This window comes from Colwellia sp. 75C3 (assembly GCF_002836255.1).
Lineage (GTDB): Bacteria > Pseudomonadota > Gammaproteobacteria > Enterobacterales > Alteromonadaceae > Colwellia.
In genome coordinates this window covers 169,453-192,752 of sequence record NZ_PJAU01000033.1, presented here as the reverse complement: position 1 = coordinate 192,752, position 23,300 = coordinate 169,453, and the positions used below count along the sequence as shown (strand labels likewise).

Annotated in this window: 28 protein-coding genes; 12 read left to right on the top strand and 16 right to left on the bottom strand. The window is 38.2% G+C overall.

Going from position 1 to position 23,300, the window contains the following annotated elements:
• The first annotated feature begins 4 nt into the window (after window positions 1-4).
• From CXF85_RS05395 to CXF85_RS05385, 3 genes are all read left to right on the top strand, one after another.
• Window positions 5-1,066: a COX15/CtaA family protein gene (locus CXF85_RS05395; protein WP_101227505.1), complete on the top strand. Its 1,062-nt coding sequence runs from the start codon at window positions 5-7 to the stop codon at window positions 1,064-1,066.
• Window positions 1,059-2,012, top strand: coding sequence for a heme o synthase (gene cyoE, locus CXF85_RS05390; RefSeq protein ID WP_232771084.1), 954 nt, complete (start codon window positions 1,059-1,061; stop codon window positions 2,010-2,012). The genes CXF85_RS05395 and cyoE overlap by 8 nt, the downstream gene beginning before the upstream one ends.
• A 96-nt stretch (window positions 2,013-2,108) precedes the next feature.
• Window positions 2,109-2,777: an SCO family protein gene (locus CXF85_RS05385; protein ID WP_101227504.1), complete on the top strand. Its 669-nt coding sequence runs from the start codon at window positions 2,109-2,111 to the stop codon at window positions 2,775-2,777.
• Between the two features lie 39 nt (window positions 2,778-2,816).
• On the opposite strand, the gene CXF85_RS05380 is transcribed toward CXF85_RS05385, so the two are convergent.
• From CXF85_RS05380 to nfuA, 5 genes are all read right to left on the bottom strand, one after another.
• The gene (locus CXF85_RS05380) at window positions 2,817-3,890 is read right to left on the bottom strand and encodes a polysaccharide deacetylase family protein (protein ID WP_101227503.1); all 1,074 of its coding nucleotides are present in this window, start codon (window positions 3,888-3,890) and stop codon (window positions 2,817-2,819) included.
• Between the two features lie 158 nt (window positions 3,891-4,048).
• Window positions 4,049-4,324 carry a hypothetical protein gene (locus tag CXF85_RS05375; protein WP_101227502.1) on the bottom strand — a complete coding sequence of 92 codons (276 nt, stop codon included), beginning with the start codon at window positions 4,322-4,324 and terminating at the stop codon, window positions 4,049-4,051.
• A gap of 113 nt (window positions 4,325-4,437) precedes the next feature.
• Entirely contained in the window at window positions 4,438-4,800 is a 363-nt protein-coding gene (locus CXF85_RS05370; RefSeq protein ID WP_101227501.1) for a VanZ family protein, read from the bottom strand.
• Window positions 4,797-5,057, bottom strand: coding sequence for a hypothetical protein (locus tag CXF85_RS05365; protein ID WP_101227500.1), 261 nt, complete (start codon window positions 5,055-5,057; stop codon window positions 4,797-4,799). Before CXF85_RS05365 ends, CXF85_RS05370 begins: the two co-directional genes overlap by 4 nt.
• Window positions 5,058-5,096: 39 nt before the next feature.
• Complete coding sequence (nfuA, locus tag CXF85_RS05360; protein WP_101227499.1) at window positions 5,097-5,675, bottom strand: Fe-S biogenesis protein NfuA; 579 nt, start codon at window positions 5,673-5,675, stop codon at window positions 5,097-5,099.
• A 196-nt stretch (window positions 5,676-5,871) separates the two neighbouring features.
• On the opposite strand from nfuA, the gene CXF85_RS05355 reads away from it, so the two are divergent.
• Window positions 5,872-8,484 (top strand): M14 family metallopeptidase, encoded by a 2,613-nt coding sequence (locus CXF85_RS05355; protein WP_101227498.1) that lies wholly within the window; start codon window positions 5,872-5,874, stop codon window positions 8,482-8,484.
• A 154-nt stretch (window positions 8,485-8,638) separates the two neighbouring features.
• On the opposite strand, the gene CXF85_RS05350 is transcribed toward CXF85_RS05355, so the two are convergent.
• A complete protein-coding gene (locus CXF85_RS05350) occupies window positions 8,639-9,451 on the bottom strand; it encodes a ComF family protein (protein WP_101227497.1) in 813 nt (270 codons plus the stop codon).
• Window positions 9,452-9,522: 71 nt separating this feature from the next.
• Between CXF85_RS05350 and bioH the strand changes: the two genes are divergently transcribed.
• The 3 genes from bioH to CXF85_RS05335 all read left to right on the top strand — a co-directional run bounded on the left by bioH (window position 9,523) and on the right by CXF85_RS05335 (window position 11,792).
• The gene (bioH, locus tag CXF85_RS05345) at window positions 9,523-10,344 is read left to right on the top strand and encodes a pimeloyl-ACP methyl ester esterase BioH (protein ID WP_101227496.1); all 822 of its coding nucleotides are present in this window, start codon (window positions 9,523-9,525) and stop codon (window positions 10,342-10,344) included.
• 94 nt (window positions 10,345-10,438) lie between these two features.
• On the top strand, window positions 10,439-10,741 hold the full coding sequence (locus CXF85_RS05340; RefSeq protein ID WP_101227495.1) for a hypothetical protein: 303 nt from the start codon (window positions 10,439-10,441) through the stop codon (window positions 10,739-10,741).
• 37 nt (window positions 10,742-10,778) lie between these two features.
• On the top strand, window positions 10,779-11,792 hold the full coding sequence (locus CXF85_RS05335; RefSeq protein WP_101227494.1) for a putative metalloprotease CJM1_0395 family protein: 1,014 nt from the start codon (window positions 10,779-10,781) through the stop codon (window positions 11,790-11,792).
• 6 nt (window positions 11,793-11,798) lie between these two features.
• On the opposite strand, the gene CXF85_RS05330 is transcribed toward CXF85_RS05335, so the two are convergent.
• Window positions 11,799-12,455: a TetR/AcrR family transcriptional regulator gene (locus CXF85_RS05330; RefSeq protein ID WP_101227493.1), complete on the bottom strand. Its 657-nt coding sequence runs from the start codon at window positions 12,453-12,455 to the stop codon at window positions 11,799-11,801.
• A 236-nt stretch (window positions 12,456-12,691) separates the two neighbouring features.
• Here CXF85_RS05330 and coaD point away from each other — a divergent pair, with 236 nt between their 5' ends.
• Complete coding sequence (gene coaD, locus CXF85_RS05325) at window positions 12,692-13,171, top strand: pantetheine-phosphate adenylyltransferase (RefSeq protein WP_101227492.1); 480 nt, start codon at window positions 12,692-12,694, stop codon at window positions 13,169-13,171.
• Here the strand turns inward: coaD and mutM are convergent.
• From mutM to radC, 8 genes are all read right to left on the bottom strand, one after another.
• Entirely contained in the window at window positions 13,168-13,983 is an 816-nt protein-coding gene (gene mutM / locus CXF85_RS05320) for a bifunctional DNA-formamidopyrimidine glycosylase/DNA-(apurinic or apyrimidinic site) lyase (RefSeq protein WP_101227491.1), read from the bottom strand. The two genes, coaD and mutM, sit on opposite strands and share 4 nt — an antisense overlap.
• A gap of 86 nt (window positions 13,984-14,069) precedes the next feature.
• Window positions 14,070-14,570, bottom strand: a complete 501-nt coding sequence (locus tag CXF85_RS05315; RefSeq protein ID WP_101227490.1) for a hypothetical protein — start codon at window positions 14,568-14,570, stop codon at window positions 14,070-14,072.
• 194 nt (window positions 14,571-14,764) lie between these two features.
• The gene (gene rpmG, locus CXF85_RS05310; RefSeq protein ID WP_011041084.1) at window positions 14,765-14,920 is read right to left on the bottom strand and encodes a 50S ribosomal protein L33; all 156 of its coding nucleotides are present in this window, start codon (window positions 14,918-14,920) and stop codon (window positions 14,765-14,767) included.
• Window positions 14,921-14,944: 24 nt separating this feature from the next.
• Window positions 14,945-15,181 (bottom strand): 50S ribosomal protein L28, encoded by a 237-nt coding sequence (gene rpmB, locus CXF85_RS05305; RefSeq protein WP_011041083.1) that lies wholly within the window; start codon window positions 15,179-15,181, stop codon window positions 14,945-14,947.
• 258 nt (window positions 15,182-15,439) lie between these two features.
• Entirely contained in the window at window positions 15,440-15,877 is a 438-nt protein-coding gene (locus CXF85_RS05300; protein ID WP_101227489.1) for a hypothetical protein, read from the bottom strand.
• A complete protein-coding gene (locus tag CXF85_RS05295) occupies window positions 15,864-16,532 on the bottom strand; it encodes an AAA family ATPase (RefSeq protein WP_101227488.1) in 669 nt (222 codons plus the stop codon). Before CXF85_RS05295 ends, CXF85_RS05300 begins: the two co-directional genes overlap by 14 nt.
• 108 nt (window positions 16,533-16,640) lie before the next feature.
• The gene (locus CXF85_RS05290) at window positions 16,641-16,952 is read right to left on the bottom strand and encodes a PilZ domain-containing protein (RefSeq protein WP_101227487.1); all 312 of its coding nucleotides are present in this window, start codon (window positions 16,950-16,952) and stop codon (window positions 16,641-16,643) included.
• A gap of 96 nt (window positions 16,953-17,048) precedes the next feature.
• On the bottom strand, window positions 17,049-17,786 hold the full coding sequence (gene radC / locus CXF85_RS05285; RefSeq protein WP_101227486.1) for a RadC family protein: 738 nt from the start codon (window positions 17,784-17,786) through the stop codon (window positions 17,049-17,051).
• A gap of 134 nt (window positions 17,787-17,920) precedes the next feature.
• Between radC and coaBC the strand changes: the two genes are divergently transcribed.
• The 4 genes from coaBC (at window position 17,921) to CXF85_RS05265 (ending at window position 22,278) form a co-directional block, all read left to right on the top strand.
• On the top strand, window positions 17,921-19,129 hold the full coding sequence (gene coaBC / locus CXF85_RS05280) for a bifunctional phosphopantothenoylcysteine decarboxylase/phosphopantothenate--cysteine ligase CoaBC (protein ID WP_101227485.1): 1,209 nt from the start codon (window positions 17,921-17,923) through the stop codon (window positions 19,127-19,129).
• Window positions 19,130-19,202: 73 nt separating this feature from the next.
• The gene (gene slmA / locus CXF85_RS05275; protein ID WP_101227484.1) at window positions 19,203-19,799 is read left to right on the top strand and encodes a nucleoid occlusion factor SlmA; all 597 of its coding nucleotides are present in this window, start codon (window positions 19,203-19,205) and stop codon (window positions 19,797-19,799) included.
• Window positions 19,800-19,887: 88 nt separating this feature from the next.
• Window positions 19,888-21,351 carry an aminoacyl-histidine dipeptidase gene (locus CXF85_RS05270; protein ID WP_101227483.1) on the top strand — a complete coding sequence of 488 codons (1,464 nt, stop codon included), beginning with the start codon at window positions 19,888-19,890 and terminating at the stop codon, window positions 21,349-21,351.
• A 267-nt stretch (window positions 21,352-21,618) separates the two neighbouring features.
• On the top strand, window positions 21,619-22,278 hold the full coding sequence (locus CXF85_RS05265; RefSeq protein ID WP_101227482.1) for a response regulator transcription factor: 660 nt from the start codon (window positions 21,619-21,621) through the stop codon (window positions 22,276-22,278).
• A gap of 220 nt (window positions 22,279-22,498) precedes the next feature.
• Here CXF85_RS05265 and fre read toward each other — a convergent pair whose 3' ends face one another.
• Entirely contained in the window at window positions 22,499-23,218 is a 720-nt protein-coding gene (gene fre / locus CXF85_RS05260; protein WP_101227481.1) for an NAD(P)H-flavin reductase, read from the bottom strand.
• Window positions 23,219-23,300: the final 82 nt, after the last annotated feature.

Sequence of the window (23,300 nt, the reverse complement as noted above, 5' to 3'; positions counted from 1 at the left end):
ATAAATGACAGAACACAACAAAAACACAAAGACACTGCGTCGTTTAGTACTAACCAGTTTATTGTTAGCCATTGTTGTCATTGGCTTAGGCGCTTATACGCGTTTAACTCATGCTGGCCTAGGCTGCCCTGATTGGCCAACATGTTACGGTTTACTTGATGTACCTGAAACGAGTGTACAAATAGCCACTGCAGAGCAAGCTTTCCCACAACGACCGGTAGAACCTGCTAAAGCATGGAATGAGATGATTCACCGCTATTTTGCCGGTAGTCTGGGTTTACTTATTGCTGCTATCGCCTTTTTTTCAATCAAATTACGTTTGTCAAAAAGCTCAAGAGTTCGCTATCCGGTCTTGCTACCGATCTGTATTTTATGCGTTGTTATCTTCCAAGCAGCACTAGGTATGTGGACGGTAACATTGAAATTAATGCCCATTGTGGTGATGGGACATTTACTCGGCGGTTTTACCACGCTGTGCTTACTGTTTTTATTATATTTGCGTATTAAGTCTAAAGGAATAAATGCTCAAGGAGCGAACTTAGTTGATTGGCAACTTAAAAAATACAGCAGCTTTGCACTCCTAGGCATTACTATTTTGACTGCACAAATTGCCCTTGGCGGATGGACCTCCTCAAATTATGCCGCGATGAGTTGCGTAGAGTTACCTATTTGTCAGGGTGACTGGTTATCGGATTTAAGTTTTGAGCAGTCGTTTGACTTAATTCCTCCAGCCAAAGAAAGTTATGAATTTGGCCACCTCGCTCATAATGAACGAGTGACTATTCATGTTAGTCATCGTTTAGGCGCCATCATTACCGGTGTGTTTCTCGCTTGGTTAGCCATCATGGTGTTTCTCAAAGCAAGAAATCATTCTATAAAGAGTGCCGCCATTATTTTACTGAGTTTGTTAATCATTCAAATTAGTTTAGGGGTCAGTAATATTTGGTTTTCTTTGCCACTTAAAGTGGCTGTTGCGCACAATTTAGTTGCCGCCTTTTTAATGCTAAGTTTGATCACCTTAGCTTATAAGTTAAGACAAAATTCCGAGGAGTCTCTCAATGAGTAAAGCTATTAATAAAACAATGTCACCTATACCAACAGCGATTAATACTGGTCATCAGCCATTTTCTATTAGTGGTGTTTTTGCTAATTGGCGGGCTTATTACGATATAACAAAACCTAAAGTTGTCGCTTTACTAGTACTGACCGCATTAGTGGGTATGAGTTTATCTGTGCCTGGTGCCTTACCATGGCAACGGTTAATACCTGCTATGCTAGGCATTGGTTTATTGTCTTCAGCAGCGGCAGCGATTAATCATATCGTTGATGAAAAAATTGATACCGTTATGGGCCGAACACATAACAGACCTTTACCTGAAGGTAGAATTAGCGTCACTAGTGCCATTGTGTTTGCAGCTAGCATAGCCTTGTTAGGTTTTATTATGCTTTATGTCTTAGTCAACCCGCTGACTGCATATTTGACCTTAGCGGGTTTAGTGGGTTATAGCTTTGTTTATACCATGTATTTAAAGCGTGCTACCCCGCAAAATATCACTATCGGTGGTTTAGCCGGTGCTATCCCTCCTTTATTGGGTTGGACAGCAATGACGAATGAAGTAGCACCTAACGCTTTATTATTAGTATTGATAATTTTTACTTGGACACCACCACACTTTTGGGCATTAGCTATTCACCGTAAAGATGATTATGCCAAAGTGAATATCCCTATGTTGCCAGTAACTCATGGCGTGAGTTTCACTAAAACACAGATATTGTTATATACCGTATTACTGTTTGTTGTGTGTTTGTTGCCTTATTTAGTTGGCATGAGCAATTGGTTGTACTTAGTCGGTGCTTGTAGTTTGAACTTGATCTTTTTTGGCTATGCTTGGCAACTCAAATTTCATGCGAAAGAAGAGACGGCAATGGCAACATTCAAATTTTCCATCATACACTTGATGTTACTTTTCATTATATTACTGCTCGATCATTATTGGCTACCAATGGGCTAATATTCAAAAACTATCGCACAGCTTTGTCACCAATAACGTGGTGATAAAGCCTTAATAATATAACTTAGCAACAATGGCAGGATACACAGGATTTCGATGAATAAATTTATCTATGGCATTATTGCCTTAATCTCAATCAGTGCTGGCGCAGTTGGCTTTCATCTTATTACGCAAACAAAGCAGCTGCTGCCACCTGAATATGCTTTGCATTATAAACAGGCTCGACCAATATCAGCTTTTAGCTTAACAGATGAGTTAGGACAACCTTTTAATAATACGCAGTTACTAGACAAATGGTCACTGGTTTTTTTTGGTTATACCTCTTGTCCTGATGTCTGCCCAACAACGCTGCAAAACCTCAATTTTATCTATGAGGACTTAACGACCATTGCCAGTAATAGCCAAGTATTACTAGTTTCTGTTGATCCAAAAAGAGACACCACTGAAAAACTCGAACAATACATTGGATATTTCAACCCTAATTTTAAAGCACTACGCGCAGATCACGATGTGCTTTTCCCGTTTTCACGGAATTTAGGATTGATGTATGCCATCACTAGCAAAGAGGCGAGTAAAGACGAGGTTGATGTAGCTGCAGGAGATGAAAGCTATTGGGTTGATCACAGCGCATCATTAGTATTAATCAATCCAGCAGGAAAAATTTCTGCAATTTTTAGACCTGAACAAGCGGTAGGTGAAGTACCTAGTATTGATAATGATAAATTATTAAGCGACTATCAAAGAATAGTCGCTCTTTATCAATAGTGTCTACTGAATAGGAAACAAGGGTAAAAATTTACCCTTTTATAAATGGTACCAGCTGCCATCAGACTTTAAGATAAACCATGGTTTTGAATACCAATAGTAACGACCTGGTTTGCTAATACTTGCTGCAGTACAGTTAGCGCGAACTCGGCCAACAGGAAGATCTTTAGTAAAGTTAATACTAAAACTCTTATCATCATGCCAGGTGATTTTTTGCTTACCTAAGCCAGAAATATAACAATTTAACGCCGATTTATAAAAGTCACCACTTTCAATATCGAAAGTAATGCTTTTAGCTTCTTTATGTTTAAAGATTGTTTCGGCTTGCTCGTCTTTCAAACTGATATTGAATGCCAACGAGTTTAATTTATCACGTAAACCAGATATTTTGTCATACGGTTTTGAGGCCGGAAAACGCGGAACGCTAGTCAAGTCGGTTGATAAATCAATGGCGCCTGATTGCTGAGAAAAAGCAACAAAACCATTTTCTTTTGCCCATGCCTGTACTGCCACATCATACTCGCCATAAGGATAAGCATAATATCGCCAGCTTTGGCCGGTATTTTCTTTAATAACCGCTTCCGCTTTTAATAATAATTCCGTTTGTTTAGTTAACCATTGAGCTTGCGTTAATCCTTCGGTAATACGTGCCATTGAATCATGTTCATACCCATGGTTCGCAATAATGACACCTTCATCGGAAAGCGCTTTGAGTTGTATCCATGACAAATAATGTGAGGCATCATTATTTTCATTTCGATTGATAATGCCTGGATTAACATAAATGGTATACGGGAAAGCAAACTTGTCTAAGATGGGCTTGGCCTGCGTTAATACATCGGTATAAGCATCATCAAAAGTAATAGCGACACTTTTGTCAGGTAGGGGCTGCTGGTTTTTAATACCCTCAATTAAATCAGATAGAGGCACCACCTTAAAGTTATTATCTTTAAGGTATTGTAAGTGAACTTCAAATTGCTTTGGAGAAATACTAGTGCTTGCGGGTGTGCTATCGCTAACGTGATGGTATTGTAGAATGACTGCTGCATGACTGCAGAGCGAAACACTCAATAATAGTGAAACTGAAAATAGTGTCCGCAACATATTTTTCATGGTCTATACCTTTAAAAATCAGAAAAGATAAAATAACGCCTTTTGCTTTAAACCACTAGAACTTTAGAATGTTTTTAGTTTAAAACTAGTAATTTCGTTTAAGATACCTGTACTACTGTTCGATTTCATGACTATTTAGCAAGTATTAGATAACTTTGTTAATCATCAGTTTTATTTGGCGCTGGCTTTAAATTTGGAATGCTAGTGCCCCCCATAGTTTGACAAACAACACCCACAGCAAAACAAAAAAAGGTGCTTGCGCCAAGTGCGGCTTTAATATCGGCTTCGACATCACTGCCGTAAATTATTGTCACCACAACGCCAATGGCAGCCAAACCAAAACTGCCTTTTGCGATGATTGAGGATACTTTTTGCCATAACCGCTTGGGTGGATGTGCTACCGGAAGATGATGTGCAGGAGTTTCTGTCGACATAAGGTAATTGACTTAATTGAGTAAAGTGAAAGAATACTACCACGCTAATATGAGGCAAGCTTGATGCCGGTCAACTAACACTCAATCACTTGTATTCGTTATGTAACCAAAGGTTATTTAATGTAACCACCAGCCAAATACTCAATAATTCTAGCGAGTATTATACCACATGCTAAACCAGTAACATTAGCGGCCATATCTAGCCACTCGCCATATCGATTAACATAGGGTTGAATTATCTCAATCGCGCCACTAAAACTAGCAAAACCTAACGCTATCCATAACCAATGTTTTGGTTTACGTAATGCTAATGGCAACATTAATGCGCCATAAGAGATGAAGTGATGAGTTTTATCACTACCTGGAACTTGGGGTAAATGTTCCGCAGGCCATAAAGATAAGGCTGCGATAGCGGTAAGTAAAAAAACAGTAAGGATAAGCCAATATTGTTTTATTAAGGTAATGATAAGTTTCATTTAGTAGATCGTTTGTTAGCGGGTCGAGAGCGATAAAGAATATTTAACCAACGATTGGCAAAGATGCCTAAATAGCCCCATGCTGACAATAAGCAGGCCAGTGCCAGTGTTATAATGCCAATAATTTGCCAAAGGTGATGATAAAAATATCCCAAAGCAACAAAGATCAAGCCAATAACAAAAAGGCCAAGTCCACGTAAGAACAGTGTTAAACTGTATTGTGGATTTTGGCCTATTTTATCTAATAATTTAATCATGTGAAGTTAATCATATTAACTACTCGTATAAACTAAATTTTAGTAATACGAATGATCACCGCGCTCATGCTCTGTAGCATCTTTAACGCCTTTTATTTCGCCACCCATCAAGTCAATCAATTGCTTTTCAATGCCATCTTTTACCGTGACATCAATTTGTGCACAACCATTACAGCCACCGCCAAATTGTAATACAGCATAACCATCTTCAGTTATTTCAACTAAAGTACATTCACCGCCATGACCTGCTAACTGAGGGTTAACTTCAGCTTGTAAGAAGTAATGCACACGTTCAAATAACGGTGCGTCATCAGCTACTTTACGTAATTTAGCGTTAGGGGCTTTCAAAGTAAGCTGTGAGCCCATTTGATCGGTAGTAAAATCAATTTCAGCTTCTTCTAAAAAGCCTTTACTATCAGCATCAATCATCGCTGAAAAGCCTTCAAAAGGCAGAGTTATATCATCTGCTTCAACCGCGTCAGGAGGGCAGTATGAAACGCCACATTCAGCTTTCGCGGTGCCAGGGTTTACAACAAAAACACGGATATGGGTACCTTCAGCTTGCTGCGAAAGTAATTTGATAAAATGCTTTTGTGCATTTTCTGAAATAGTGATCATTGTGTTAGCTCTCTCTGCTCTCGGATACTTTTAATACTTTAAAATCACTTTAACGTCACTTTAGAATATTCAGTTGAAAAAATACCTGACTGTTTTACTCAAGTATGACTATTTTACGCTGCTATTTGGTTATGTGCTAATGATTTTTATGCTTTTGTTTGATACCTTAGACGAGTCTATAAACGAGGCCATCTAGATGTTACTTATACGAATTATAATTTTATCAATTACTCTGCTCTGCTCTACCAAGCTTATTGCTATGCCGGTACAAGATTACTTACCTACTGGTAGTCAATTTAATAGCGAAATCTCCTTACCTAGCAATAGTTTAGGCTTTGAAATTGGCCAGCGCCATGTCAGGCATGATCAACTAAAAAACTATTTTTATCAGCTGGCCAAAGATTCTGAACGTGTCAGTATCACCTCGATGGGGAAAACAGCCCAGCAGCGAGAGCAGCTACTGGTGACCATTTCTAGTGCTAAAAACTTAGCTAATCTGTCAAATATTCTCAATGACCGAGATATTCTTTCACAAAAGCCTTCTGTAAAGGCTAATCAAAAGACTTCTTTAAAGAAACGTCAACTTGATAAACAAATGGCTGGCAATGCACCCTTAGTTATTTGGTTAGGTTACAGCGTACATGGCGATGAAATAAGTGGCGCTAATGCTGCCATGATAGTTGCCTATTATTTAGCGGCAAATACTGATGAAAAAATGGCTGAGTTACTTGCCAATACGGTGATCGTATTAGAGCCGAGTATCAACCCTGATGGTATGGATAGATTTGTTAATTGGGTTAGTACTTATCGTAACTCTACTGACAATAGCGATACCAACCACATTGAGCACCATCAAGACTGGGTTACCGGTCGTACCAATCATTTTTGGTTTGATTTAAACCGTGACTGGTTATTACTCTCTCAACAAGAAAGCCAGCACAGATTAAAATATTTCCATCAATACCAACCCCATGTTGTTGGTGATTTTCATGAAATGGGCCATAACAGCAGTTACTTTTTTCAACCCGGCATTCAAAGTCGTACTCATCCTCTGACTCCAAAGAGAAATGTCGAATTAACCACTACCTTAGCTACCTTTCATGCTGCGGCATTAGATAAGCAAAAACGTCTTTATTATAGTGAAGAGAATTTCGATGATTTCTATTACGGTAAAGGCTCAACCTACCCTGATATCAATGGCAGTATTGGTATTTTGTTCGAGCAAGCCAGCGCGAGAGGAATGCAGCAAGAGACAATCAATGGCTTACTTACTTTAGAATTTAGTATAAAAAATCATGTCACCACATCGCTTTCCACCATCAATGGTGCTTGGAAAAATAGAGAGCAATTAAAGCAATACCGCAGTGATTTTTATCAGCAAAGCGATAAACTAGCAAAAAAAGAAAATTTCTCCGGTTATTTGTTACATGAAAGCAAGGATCACTTCCGTCTCAATGCTTTGTTATCAAAACTTGCACAGCATAAAATAAATGCTTATCCACTGAATGCTGACTTTGAATTTAAGGATAAAAAATATCAAAAGAATAACAGCTATTATATACCGCTTGCACAACCTCAATTTCGACTAATTCAAGCTTTGTTCAATCAACAGACAGATTTTAAAGATAATACTTTTTATGATGTTTCCGGTTGGACAATGCCGTTAGCAATGAATATTGAATCGACCCAAATAAACCGTACTCGCGGGCTAAAAATTGCTAATCAAGCATGGACTAAACCAGCAGAGTTCTCACAAAACAGTAAAAGTAGTTCTGCTTACGGCTATATTTTTGAATGGCATCATTTTTTGGCGCCAAAATTACTTAATAACCTGCTAGCTAATAATATCAAAGCACGAGTGGCAACTAAGACTTTTACCAGTGTAATCAACGGTAAAAATAAGAATTTCAGAACAGGCAGCATAGTAATCCCCGCTGGTATTCAACAAAATCCAGACTGGCAAGCGACTTTACTTGCCGCCAGTAACAGCACAGGTATTAAATTAGACAGTATAAGTACCGGTTTAACAATGAAAGGCGTAGATATCGGTAGTAGTTCATTAAAGCCAATTAGTAAGGCTAAGACGCTCTTATTAGGTGGCTCCGGTATGTCTCAATATGAGGCAGGCGAAGTCCGATTTTATCTTGATGAAACCTTAAACATTCCACTCTCTATTATTGATCATGCTCAGTTAAGTCGGGTCGATCTATCAAGTTATACGCATATCATTCTCGTTGATGGTAATTACCAGCATGTTACTGAACATACCGCTAAGCAATTGAAAAAGTGGGTTGAACAAGGTGGTGTCATTATCGGCCAAAAACGTGCAGCTCGGTGGTTAGCAAAGCAAGAAATATTACAAGCTCGATTTGTTAGTAAAGATCAAATAAATCAGTTGTTTGATAATGAGGGTCTCAGCTATCAAGATAAAGAAGGTCTTGCTAGCCGTAAACGTATTGCAGGCGCGATTTTCCAAGTAGAACTAGATATTAGTCATCCGCTAGCTTATGGTTACCAGCAAACATTATTGCCTATGTTTCGTAATAGTAATTTAATTATGGAACATCCTAAGCAACCGTTTGTTACATTAGCTCAATATACGCCTGCACCATTACTTAGTGGCTATACTGACAAAAATTTAGTTAATCGATTAGCACATAATGCCGCGATTATTGCTCACAACGTTGGTAAAGGCAGAGTAATAGCAACAACAGAGGTATTGGCATTTAGAGGTTACTGGCATGGTAGTGCAAAATTACTCGCTAATAGTTTATTTTTCAGTAAAGCGTTTTCTGCGTCATATAAATAAATGTATAAACGATTAAGTAATACCAATCCCGATAAGTTTCTGATCTTGTTGTACGAAGTGAAAATATTTCAGGGCAAGGCGCTTGATTGAGCAATAGCTGGCTATTGGGATTGAAAGCAACGCCGTCATGGAGAATTTTAGCCAGTACAAGTGGTCAATAATTTAACGGAATTGGTATAACGACTCCACTCTTCTTTGCATTAGGTAAAGTTAAACAAACCGTTACTAAAGTAACGGTTTCAACCCCTGCTTGTTTTAGTAGTTTACTTATTTCACTAGCGGTGGTGCCCGTGGTAACCACATCGTCAATAATCAATACATGTTTGATATGGCTTGCTAACTTTTCTTGCAAAAAAAAGGCATCAGCTAAATTTTTTCGCCGTTGGCTACCTGTTTTCCCCATCTGACTCTCATTGTTTTTTACTCTCATCACTACATTAGCATCATAGGGTAGTGCCAATTGTCCGGCAAAAGACTTTGCTATGAGGTGCGCTTGGTTATAACCTCGAATCTGCCACTTATTGACATGTAAGGGAACGGATATAACTAAATCAATAGGTCGTATTTCAATAGATATTGCAGCTTTTTTCATTAACATTGCTTGCCACTGAGCACAGAGCAAGGCACTAAACAAATTTGCTAACTCGAAACGACCTAAATATTTCATTTGACCTAACCATTTATTAAATGGGTAAATATAGGGCGATAAAGCAAATAGCTGGTCAAAGTGAATATGAGGTAAAGCTCGATGAATCGCTGGCCAACTTAATAAATTACCCGTGATTAGGTTCTGATTAAAATAAGGTAAGTCGTTTATACAATATTGACAGAGTAATGCCTGTGGCAGTGAATAACCGACTAATACACTATTACCAACGTTTGCACCGCATAAGTCACAACAACTAATACTACTTAGGGTATTAGTACAACACGTCTTAAACTTTATTAAAGCTAGCTTCCATGCCATTGTGCTTACCTTTAGCTATCGTTCAATATGATATAAACTAATACCATGATATTTATAGTGCAGTAACAAGCATGGCAAAAAGCTTAACATTTTCCACATTTCCTCCTAATAACTCTCTCAATAAAAAAGTAATTCCTATTGTTCTACTTCATGGTTGGGGCTTAAATTCAGGTGTTTGGCAGCCACTATTGGCATTATTCAATGAAAATAAAGAGAATAACTATCAAATAATAACGATTGATCTACCTGGCTTTGGACTCAATAGTGGGATTGATATAACTCCTTATTCTTTAGCCAATATTTGCCATCATATTGGGCAAGTAATTGACCAACCTGCTATTTACCTTGGTTGGTCATTAGGTGGGCTAATCGCAACGGAAATGTCGCTCAAGTATCCCGAAAAAGTATTAGCATTAATTACCGTTGCCAGTAGTCCATATTTTGTCGAACAGACCTTAGATAATTGGCCGGGTATAAAGGAAAATGTTCTCGATAGCTTTCATAGCCAATTGGCCAAGGATACCGCCAAAACAATTAGTGGTTTCTTAAAAATTCAAGCGATGGGTAGCCCTCATATTCGACAAGATTTGAAACTGATCACCCAGCTAGTTATGGCACACCCGCTTCCGAGCCAAAAAACGTTATCCGATTCGCTCACATTATTAAGTCACTGCGATTTACGTCTAAATTTATCAACTATCAACAAACCTTTTTTACGTTTATACGGACATAACGATAGCTTAGTGCCGAAAGCAGTGATCGAAAAAATTACTTATTTAGTGCCTAGCAGTGACTTGCACTTATTTAGTCATGCTTCTCATGCGCCATTTATTTCTCATCTTGATGATTTTTATCAGGTGTTATTAACTTGGTTAGACTTACGTTTTAACTAATATCAAAGACGCTCTGAAGGCAATAACAGCTTTACTTTTTTGTGTTTTTGACTAATAATTAACCAATACAATTTATTCACCGCGGAGAGTACCTGTGGAAATACCATCAGCACTGAATTCAGGTTTACAAGGCCTACAAAATGCGAGAGCTACTGCTGACCAAGCTGCGACTGATATTTTTTCCAGTACGAGTTTAAGTACTGAGTCACAAAAAAACCCAGCTAATGAAGGTGAAGTAAACACCGAGGTGAGTAAGCCTAATAGCAATTTAGAAGTTCCTGATTTAAACCAAGCAATTGTGACTTTGAAGGTGGCTGAATATCAAGCAAAAGCTTCAACAGAAGTCATTAAAAGCGCTGATGATGCTCTTGGCACCCTACTCGATGTAACCGCTTAACAATTAGCCTTTAAATTATTGGTGAATAATTTTATTTATGAATATCACCCCGCATACAGCAAGCTTACCCTTAGCTACAGTGGTCAACCCACCTACGGAAGGCTTGCGTCGTGAGAATAATCAAAGAGAAATTATCACCCAAGTTACCGCGACCAATCCATCCGCAGCCGAAAAAGGTGTCGCTTCAGACAAGGAGCGCGCTCGTACACCCGCCCAAGTAAACGAACAAGTAGATTTTGCTAATTTAAGAAAACAAGCGGAACATGATGCAAGCTCGATTTCTGAGCAAAAAAATCAACAAGGCGATCAACAAGGCGATCAACAAGGTAAACAAAGTAAAGAAGAGCAACAAGGCGATCAAAGTAAAGAAGAGCAACAAGAAAAGACTAACAGTAGTACTTCTGAAATTGATACCGCTGATGCAAGAGTTATTAGTCAGTTGCAACAAAGAGATAAGGAAGTAAGAACACACGAATTAGCACACGCCACTGCAGGGGGGGCTGCGACAGGCTCCCCTTCATATACTTTTGAAATTGGTCCTGATGGAAAAAAATATGCTGTTGGTGGTGAAGTGGCTGTCGACTTAAGTAGCATAGCTGGTGATCCTAAAGCGACCATAGTTAAGATGCAAAAAGTACACGCAGCTGCATTAGCGCCAGCAAATCCGTCGACACAAGATACTCGGGTCGCGGCAAGTGCAGCACAACAAATCCTCGCTGCGCAATCAGAGCTGTTGGCACTAAAAAGTGAAGAGACGACTCAATCAAGTCCTGCGAATAACAATCTCAATATAAAAACAAACTCCACTTTTAACGATGATAGCAGTCATGGCAGTAGCAATGAGTTTGATACGCTAATTAATAAAACATTATCTGCACAAGAAGTAATTATTGCTAGTTCATCAGATCAAAAAACCGCTTTAAATCACGATACTACTAGCCTGCAATCTAACGAGGTCTTACAGCGAATAAATCGTATCGAAAGTTTTTATTTCAATGTAAGTCAAGGTTATGAAAAACCCGATAACTTTCAATTCGAATTAACAGCTTAACTCAGTCTAAGCTGTCTCACTCTCTTTTTGATACCTTTGTTTATACACATCACGCGCTTGATTAAGCTCACTAATTGCATGTACTTTAGTATACGGACGTAATATAACTAATATTTTAAGTACACCTTGATAGAATACCGAGTCATTGACTTCATTAACTATGGTTTGGGTTTGATGAAAACTTACCCAAAAGGTATTAATAAGACGTAAAATACTGACAATATCAGCCAATTCATCATCATTAAAGTCAATAAAATCAGCTGTTCTCAATGAGATAAGTAGTTGACTAACGCGCTCTGAAATAGATTGCTGCACTTCAACATATTTTTCCCGTAAGATCGGATTTTTATCTAATAGCACCGGTAGATTGCTATAAAAGAAACGAAATTTCATGGTCGTTTGAAAAACAGAATCCATATATAAAACAAGTGAATCTAGTGGTTTTAAGTCCGCAGACACTTTTGGTAAGGTCTCTAACAACAAACTACGTGCATACTCTTCGTAAATAGATAAAATAATGTCTTCTTTATTACGGAAATGATAATACAGATTACCAGGGCTAATGGCTAAGTGAGCAGCAATATGGTTTGTGGTAACATTTCGCTCTCCTTGCTCATTAAATAATTCAATACTGGCTTGGATTATTTTATCACGGGTTTTCATGCAACTACTTCTTATTTTATTTGATTGAAACTAGCTCAATAATACTATCAAAATTCAGTAGATATAAAGTGTTTTGAGTAAATACTTTAAGATTTTTTACTTTTTATAATGATTAATTATTCATTTTTGTTGATTATCCATGGCTTAGCGGCAATATTAAAAGTATAAATACTTGTCACTAAGTTAGTTATCCCATTACAATAACAGTTAACCATCGACAAAAAACACAATAGAACATGATAATAAAAGCAATATACCCAGGCACTTTTGATCCAGTTACTAATGGTCATAGCGACTTAATTGTTCGTGCTAGTAAATTATTTAGTGAAGTAATTATTGGTGTTGCTGCAAGTCCAAGTAAACAGCCTCGCTTTGATTTAGACCACCGTGTTGCCATGATTGAGCAAGTGACTCAACATTTAACTAACGTAACTGTCGTTGGCTTTAGTGGCCTATTAGTTGATTTTGCTAAGCAATATCAAGCTAAAGTACTTATTCGTGGTTTAAGAGCGGTTTCTGACTTTGAATATGAATTTCAACTAGCCAACATGAATCGTCGCTTATCCCCAGATCTTGAAAGCGTATTTCTAACACCCGCTGAAGAAAATTCATTTATTTCATCAACCTTAGTAAAAGAAGTAGCACTTCATCAGGGCGACGTTAGCCAGTTTGTTCACCCTGTAGTAAAAGCAGCACTAGAAAAAGCTAAGGATTAATCCTGTTGACAGTTAGGGCAAAAAACAGAGCTACGATTAGACTGTCTAATTTCAAGTAATGTGCTCTGGCAAGTCATACATTCTTGCCCGGCACGACCATAGACCATAAGTGATTGAGCAAAGTAGCCTGGTCTACCATCCGCTTGAGTGAAGTCCTTAAGAGTAGTACCACCTTGAGCAATAGCGGCACTCAGTACTTTTTTTATAATATGAGTTAAACGGTTCATCCGTTGCTCATCAATTTCTCCAGCTTTCGTTGTCGGTAAAATACCCGCCTGAAACAGCGCTTCATTAGCATAGATATTACCGACCCCCACTACTACATGATTGTTCATTAAAAAGGTCTTAATAGGTACTTTTCTATTTTTAGCCTTACTAAACAAATAACCTTCAGCAAAATCATCACTCAATGGCTCTGGCCCTAATTTACTTAATAAGCCAAGTTCATCTTGATCGTTCGCTAACCATAAAACCGCACCAAAGCGTCGAGGGTCATTCAATCGCAAGGTCTTTCCGTGTTGAAAAACTAAATCAAAATGATCATGCTTTGCGATTGGTGTCTCTGGCTCAATTACCCTAACGGTGCCAGACATGCCTAAATGCATTAAAATTGTACCTGTTGAAAAGCGTAACAAGAGGTATTTTGCACGTCTATCAACATTAAGGACCGGTAAGCCAACTACAGAGCATATTTCCTCTGGGATAGGCCATCGCAAGCTTCCATTGCGAATAATCACCTCACTGACGTGCTGAGCGATGATATGAGGACTTATACCTAAGCGGCACACTTCTACTTCTGGTAATTCTGGCATGATTTCTTCTTTTAGGGCAATTGTAACCGCTGTCTATTGAATTAAAGCATTATACTAATCGGACTAATTTATTGGTCCGCTTAGACTTACAAGCTAAAGGGCAAAAGCTGTTGCGCGAGTGTTGCAGGTAACGCTAACCAAATATTATCTCGTTGCTGATAAACTAATAATTGATCACTGAGCGGGTATAATATAAATGTTCGCCCTTGCGACTCACCTGCCAAGGAAATGTTCACGGTTACCCCTTGATCACTATCAATGACAATTTCCGCTGCCTGCATTAAACCACTGCTCTGTTGCCAGGCAAACATCATCTGCTCAATTTGCTGTTCCGTTTTCTCTAGTATTAACCCTTTAGTGGTTAACTGCCAACTGCGGCCCGCTCGTTCTAATAACACATGTTTCTTTTCTGTTAGATCTATTGCCAAGGTTAAAATAACACTATGTTGTGGGAGAATTAATCGCTCCGCATTATTTTCACTTTCTTCGTTAGGGAAGAGTTTATCGTTAGTGGCATTGATGACTAAAATTATCGTCATCACTGAAAAAATAATGACGTTGTTCCAGCCTGTTCGAGATAATTTCATGTACATCTTCCAATAAAGCTAATGGATATATCATACTGATCTTTTTATTTAATAGCGCGTATTATACAAATTAGACTAATTTATTGCTCACTTAGCTAAAATTAGAAGACTTAGCCGCACGACTTATAGATTTACTTTATTTTAGGCATAAAAAAACCCGGATAAACCGGGTTTTTTAGTAGAAACAAAATTAATTACTTAATTTTAGCTTCTTTATAGATTACGTGCTTACGAATGGTTGGATCAAACTTTTTGATTTCCATTTTTTCAGGCATAGTCTTTTTATTCTTATCTGTAGTATAAAAATGACCAGTACCAGCACTAGAAACTAAACGAATTTTATCGCGCATAATAATTTCCTTAAAATAAAGTTATTAAACTTTTTCGCCACGGGCACGGATGTCAGTTAAAACTACATCAATACCTTTTTTATCGATAATACGCATTCCTTTCGGAGTTAAACGTAATTTAACGAAACGATTTTCACTCTCAACCCAAAAACGGTGAGATTGAAGGTTAGGTAAAAAACGACGACGAGTCGCGTTTCTTGCGTGAGAACGGTTGTTTCCAACCATTGGCACTTTGCCTGTTACTTGGCAAATTTTAGACATATGAGTACTCCAATATTAATTTCAGCTCGAGCTATTTTTCCTCAAGACCGTCGTCTCGGGATCCTGAAAAAGGTGGCATATTATAGAGAAACTGAATAACTAATACTAGTCTTAATAATAAAATACTAAAAAAACAACACTTATCATTAAGTTTCATAGAGTTAGATAGGAAAGGTAAAGAAAAACTCCACTTGGGCAGTGAGTATTCGACTAAAATTTGTCTATTTCAAGGGTGAAAAGCCAACAAAATTTATAAAATCAACCAATTCTTGATTGCAGTAATTTTTTTAATTGTTCATTTTGTTCTTTATTACACAATTCATCAATGAGAATACGTAATATATGTGATTTCGCTAAATCTGAACCTTGAGATAGATCTTGTAACTGATCTATCGCTTCTTCACTGAGCGTAAATGTTGCTCGCCTAAAGGGTTTATCAACACGTGCTCTAACTCCAGCGATCACGTCTGCTGATTGCTGGTGTTCTATTTCTGTCATTTCAACATAACGTTTAGCTTCACTAATCGCTTGTTTGAGATTGAGCTTTTGACTCGCTTGCTCATCGTTAGTTAATTCACTAACAATTTTAGGCGCGCCTTTTGCGTAATCTTCAGCATCGGAGATAAATTCATCAATGGTGAAGTTCTTCCTTCTGCTTTTGCTATCCTTGCCTTTTTTTAAATCAGTTAAACTCATGTGAATTATCCGGTTCCATCGCCAATAATTCTTCGGCGATAGTCATCATCTCTTGGGCAGCTTTACCTGTAGGATCTATTTCAATAACAGAAGAGCCAAGCTCTTCACTATCATCATAAACGTTTCGATTATAGGTTACGGCATCTAAAACATTAATTCCATAAGAGCTGCACACTTCTTTTGCTTCAAGAATTCGTCCTAATTGGTTTGGTAATGATGGACATTGAGTAATAACGAATGACGCTATCATTTTCGGATTCACCATTTTACACGTACTTAGCATATCTTCCATATGAGGCACCGTTTTCAAATCACGTCTTTTAGGCCTTAAGGGAATAATCACGTGATCTGCAACAGACATAGCCGCACGTAGGGCTAAGTTATCTTGCCCACCACAATCGACAATAACATAGTCATAATGTTGTACTAGGCTTAATAAATCATTACGAATTTTTCCATATAATTGAATACAATTAATGGCGGGTAGTGACGGATCACCATTTCTTGCTTGTATCCAATCTGAGGTAGTTCTTTGAGGGTCACAATCAACCATTAAGACAATTGCTTTTTTATTTCCGGCGAAATATACCGCTAAATTTTGAGCCAAGCAGCTTTTACCACTGCCTCCTTTTTCGCCACCCACTAATATCATCATTTTTAGTACCGTCCTTTACCACAATATAATTAACATCTCACTGTGCTAATTGTAGTTCACTTTCAGGAAATTGCTTTGACTTCAATAAGCATCATTTTTCTTCAATTGTTAAGCATCTTTATCTAGAATCAAGCCGATTTCAAACCAGCCGCCCTCTTGCTTAATACTGCGCAGCACTTTGCCGTAAAGCTTTTGATTACTAGCATTCGCTGACTTGAATACCACAGTAACTGCGGTATTTATCGGTAAATGTTGATCGCAATCTAATTTCAGACCTCCACGAGCAAAGTCTAAACAGGCAATATTTTTATTGTGCTCTTGACCCTTTTCATCTGTCCAAACAATATCAACCAACTCTTTTTCCATATCTAAACGAAACGATGTTCGGCGTTCCTCTTCCTCGTTACTACTATCAGTCATCAGACGTTCCTTCTTTTTTATTTTTACCAAGATCCTTATTTAAAAGTAATTGCCTTTCCTATTTTTAGCAAATAATCGGCGCTTTACTCGTTAAAATTAAAAGATTTGATTATGTTCAGCCAAGGAATAACATTGATTTCCTGCGACAATAATATGGTCCAATACCCGCACATCTATTAGCTGCAATGCTTGAATTAATTTTTCGGTAATTTGTTTGTCCGCAAGGCTCGCTTCCGCAACACCAGAGGGATGGTTGTGCGTCAATATTACCGCGGCAGCATGATGTTTCAGTGCCTGTTCAACCACAACTCTAGGGTACACCGCAGCAGCATTTAGCGTGCCAAAAAATAGCCGTTCGAATGTTAAAACTTGATGTTGGTTATCTAAAAAAAGCACGGCAAATATTTCACGATTTTCTAAACGTAATTCACTCAACAAATAATCACGGGTCACTTTTGAAGAGGTTAAAGAACAATCAGTTTCTTGCAATTCCTCCGCTAAATAACGTTTAGACATTTCTAAACAAGCCTGTAGTTGCACGTACTTAGCCGTACCAAGCCCATGCCTTGCACAGAATTCTTCCTGACTAGCCGAAAATATAGCGCCCAGACTACCAAAGCTGCTCAATAATTGACGGGCAAGGTCGACAACATTACAACCCTTTACACCCGTACGTAGGAATATAGCCAACAGCTCTGCATCACTTAGACTTGCTGAGCCTAAATGCACTAATTTCTCTCTTGGTCTTTCCCGTTCTGGCCAGTTTTTTAATACGTTTGGGTTTACAGACGGTTCATTTAACCCTGATCCGTTGAATCTAGATTCTTTTAACATAAGTGCATCCTTGCTTTACATTTTTGTGTTTATTATCACTTGGGAATCTTGTCTATTTAGCAACTCTTGTTTCTAAATAAAGGCAATAAATGTTATCTTATCGAGCATATTGCTTACTTTAAGATTAGCAGGTTATGCAAATTCTTCAGGACAAAAAAATAGTACTGGGTATTACCGGTGGCATCGCTGCCTACAAGACACCAGAATTAGTACGTCGACTTAAAGATCATGGCGCAGATGTACGCGTGGTTATGACAGATGGTGCGAAAGCTTTCATTACCCCATTAACGCTTCAAGCGGTATCTGGTAATCATGTGAGCGATAGCTTACTAGATAGCCAGGCTGAACTTGCTATGGGACATATTGAATTAGCGAAATGGGCAGATTTAATTGTTATCGCTCCAGCTACTGCTGATATTATTGCCCGCATAACCGCAGGTATGGCCAATGATTTACTGTCAACATTATGTTTAGCAACCAGTGCCCCCATCGCTATAGCTCCTGCAATGAATCAACAAATGTGGCATGCCAAAGCAACACAAGCGAATATCAGCCAATTAAAGCAATGGGGACTTCATATATGGGGCCCTGGTGCTGGAGAACAGGCTTGTGGTGATATAGGTTTAGGCCGCATGCTAGATGTGAATGAATTGGTTACTCTGACTAGCGACTTTTTTGCTGACAAATACTTACAAGGACAGCATTGGGTGATTACTGCTGGGCCTACACGTGAAGCAATAGACCCTGTACGATATATCTCTAACCATAGCTCTGGTAAAATGGGCTATGCCATTGCTCATGCGGCATTACGTGCTGGCGCTCAAGTGACGTTAATTTCTGGCCCTGTGAATATCTCTGCGCCAATAGGCTGTGAGCTTATTCAAGTGGTCAGTGCTGAACAGATGCACCAACAAGCATTAACTGCTGTTTTACCAGCAACTACCTTTGTCGCTTGTGCTGCCGTAGCTGATTATCGAGTTGCCGATATTGCCGATGAAAAGATCAAAAAAGATAATGAGCATATGCAACTTTCTCTTATCAAAAATCATGATATTGTTGCTGATGTCGCAAAGTTAACTAATAAGCCTTTTATCGTCGGCTTTGCTGCAGAAACTCAAAACGTTGAACACTATGCTCGTGGTAAGTTAATGCGTAAAAACTTAGACTTAATCGCAGCCAATGATGTTGCTAAAGCAGGACAAGGCTTTAACAGTGATGATAATGCCTTAACCCTTTATAGTTCGATTGATAAGACTGAAATACCGTTAGCCAATAAGAAAACTGTGGCCAAACAGCTAGTATCTTTAATCAATCAACATTATTTAGCAAAAAATACTGAGTAATAAATTACTTTTAGAGCAGGCTAAAATCACCTAGCTTATTGGACAGAACAATAACAGTAGAGAATATTTTTATATGGTCGCCACACAAAATAAAAACCAGAAACCAAACCGTAAACACCAAATATTAGAATCCTTAGCGTTAATGTTACAAAACTGTCCAGGGCAGCGTATCACTACCGCAAAGCTAGCCGCTGAAGTCGGCTTTTCAGAAGCAGCTTTATATCGTCATTTCCCATCAAAAGCACGTATGTTTGAGGGTTTAATCGACTTTATTGAAGAGTCTATTTTTTCACGTATTAATTTGATTCTAACAGATCACAAAGAAGCCTTAGTGCGTTGCCATCATATCCTGCATGTTTTAATCGTTTTTGCTGAGCGAAACCCTGGTATGTGTAGAATATTAGCTGGTGATGCATTAATGGGTGAAAATGAACGTTTACGCGGAAGAGTTCATCTGCTTTTTGAAAAATTAGAATCACAATTTAAACAAGTATTACGCGAAAGAAAACTACGTGAAGGTAAAACTTTTACTATTAGTGAAGCCGCTTTGGCTAGCCTATTAGTATCGTTCGCTGAAGGTAAAATCAGTCAATATGTTCGATCAGGCTATAGTAAAAAGCCAAGTGCTGACTTTAGTGAACAATGGCAATTTTTAATGGCCGACAAATAATTACAGTATAACTGTCATCATCTCGCTATATGTTGCGGTAATATCTGCGACTTATAGCAAACAATCTTACAATTTTTCGAGGAAAACGATGAGTACTCTCTCACAATTACAACCTACCCGCTTATGGCAATTATTTGAAAAAATTTGCAGTATTCCACACCCTTCTAAACATGAACAAAAAATATCTTTATGGATACAAGACTGGGCTAAAGAGCTTGGCTTGGCCATTAAAGAAGATGCTGTTGGTAACTTAATTATTAAAAAACCAGCAACAGAGGGTATGGAAGACCTTAAAGGCATAATTTTACAAGCGCACATGGATATGGTGCCACAAAAAAATAACGATACTAAACACGATTTTTTAACGGACTCTATTAAACCCTATATTATTGAATCAGGTGATTGGGTTACAGCAGAAGGAACAACCTTAGGCGCAGATAATGGTGTTGGTTTAGCTTCAGCATTAGCTGTTTTAGCCAGTGATGATATTCCACATGGTCCTTTAGAAGTACTAGTAACCATTGATGAAGAAGCAGGCATGACCGGTGCTTTTGGTCTAGAAGCGGGTTGGCTTGATGGTGATATTTTAATTAACACCGATTCTGAGCAAGAAGGTGAAGTTTACATGGGTTGTGCTGGTGGTATTGATGGTAACGCCAACTTCCCACTAACGTTTGAAGATGTTCCAAGCGATTACCAAGCGTTTAACTTATCGATCTCCGGCTTAAAAGGTGGTCATTCTGGTGTTGATATTCACACTGGCCGTGCAAACGCAAACAAGTTATTAGTACGATTTTTACTGAATGCCAGCATTGACTTTAATATCAAGCTAACAGAGCTAAATGGGGGTAGCTTGCGTAATGCTATTCCTCGAGAAGCCAATGCGAGTTTCGTCGTTGCCAAAGATCAAATTGAGACATTAAAAGTCGCGTTAGCAGACTATCTAGCAACGATTAGCGTTAACTTAGGTGCTATCGAAACTGATATCGACATGTTATTAATTTCACCAGAAGACTTTGACCAGTGTTGGACACAAGCAACTCAGGCGGCAATTTTGCGTGCGCTAAACGCTTGTCCTAATGGTGTTGTTCGCATGAGTGATGATATTGAAGGCATTGTTGAGACGTCACTAAATTTAGGCGTTATTAATACTCGCGGCAGTAAACTTAATGCTATGGTTTTAATACGTAGCTTACATGATGACGGCCGTTTAGAAACTCAACGCACGGTACAATCAGTTTTTGAACTTGCTGGTGCTAATGTTGTTTTTTCAGGCGCTTACCCAGGTTGGAAGCCTAACCCTGATTCCGCCATCATGCAGACTGTACGAGATACTTACCAAAGCATCTTTAATAAAGTACCTGCGGTAATGGTTATTCATGCCGGCTTAGAATGTGGTTTATTCAAAACAGCCTACCCACATTGGGATATGGTGTCTATTGGACCAACAATTAACTTCCCTCACTCCCCAGATGAAAAAATAGAAATCTCGACCGTTGCACAATACTGGCAATTATTAGTTGCTGTATTAGCTAACATACCGAAAAAATAACAACTGAAAATAAATATAAACTGGTAGTCTTGGCTATCAGTTTATATTGTTTCCTTTCTATCTAAATACTACGCAGTTAACACCAACTCTCGTTATTCTTTAACGTTTAGCTTTATGCATTTTACTCATCATTTTTAACGTGCAAATATTAATACGAACTATTCCATATTCACTGCTTTAGCGCACTATAATGACTATTCATAACTAAGCTATGTTATTGAAAACTTTTCCGTTAGAATGGATGAATCACCCTTTAGGATACTTGTTATGATTCAGCCAGAAAAAATAATAATAGCTGACGATCATCCCTTATTTAGACAAGCTTTATTAGGGACATTAAAAGCCAAGCTAACTTATACCACATGGCTTGAAGCGCAAACAATCGAAGAGTTAGAGCAACAACTTACTAACCATAATGATAGTGACTTGTTATTGCTAGACCTCAATATTCCTGGTGCTCATGGTTTTAATACCTTAATTCATGTTCGTAATCACTTCCCACAAATTCCTGTTGTTATAGTAACAGCTCATGAAGATCACGATACTATCAGTAAAGCCATGTCTTATGGAGCGGCGGGATTTGTACCAAAATCTACACCTGTTGATGATATTTATTCAGCGATTGTTGCGGTCTTGTCAGGCAATATCTGGTTACCCGCTTCTTTTGAGCAAAAGCAACGAGATAATAATGATAAAGGCATCGCTGATCGTGTAGCAAGCTTAACTCAGCAGCAATACCGAATATTAATGATGTTCGCTCAAGGTATGCTTAATAAACAAATAGCTTATGACCTAAATGTATCTGAGGCGACAATCAAAGCGCATGCAACGGCTATTTTTAGAAAACTCGATGTCCGCAATCGAACCCAAGCGGTTATTGCTATTGCACAGTTAAGTTTAACTGAAGCAGGATTTAAAAAAGGTTAATAAGCTCTGTTACCTTATTAGCAGATACAAAAAAGCACGACTTTGATCATTCAAAGACGTGCTTTTAAATTCTATAATCTTGTATTACCATTTAGACCAAACAGATTAACTATTTGGTCTAAATGGTAATGAGGATAAATAATCAAATTCAAGGCGTGTGATTGAGCAATAGCTGGCTATTGGGATTGAGCACAACGCAGAAGTTGTTTATTTAGACCATTTAAATATAAGCAAATGCATCAGCATACATATGCTCTAACACCGCGCCATGCTCAACAAAGTCACTACGAATAGCACCAACCATGTCAAAACGTCCAGCCAAATAAATATCATAGGCTTCAAAGCTGACAATATCATGCATTGCGGCTTGGTGAACTAAACCCGTTTTACCCTGCCATGGTTTCTCTGCATTTTCATTAACGTTTTCGATAACAGGAATAAAGTTAGCATGCGCTAGCTTACCAATAGTGGCAATAGTTTTTTCAAGTTCATAAGCAGCACTTTCTTCACGTAGTCCCCAATACACCGTAATTTGGCGCTGTGAGTCTTGCTCTGCTAAATATTCAAACATTGATTTGATATATGAAAAGCCAGTACCACCAGCAAGTAACAATAATGGTCTTTCACTCTCGGTACGTAATTGCGCATTACCTGCCGGTATTTCAATTGTTACCGATTCGCCACTCTCATAACTCGCTTTAATGCACTCAATTACCTGCATAGGGTAACTATCAGCAGCAAAGGCACCTATTTGTAATTCAATTAAATCACTATTTGGTGAACTAGCAATTGAAAATGGCCGTTTATCCTCATCACTCATAACAAAGTTTAAATATTGACCCGCGATGAAATCAACTTTTTCACTAGGCTTTAATAGTACTTTATAAACATGAGACGTTAATGATGATAACGACTGTATTTGACAACTAACTGTCTTCATTCTTTAACCTTTTTTACTTTATACCAATTGCACTAACTAAGTGGTCATTTTCAAATGGCCTAAATATTCAATAACGTCATTG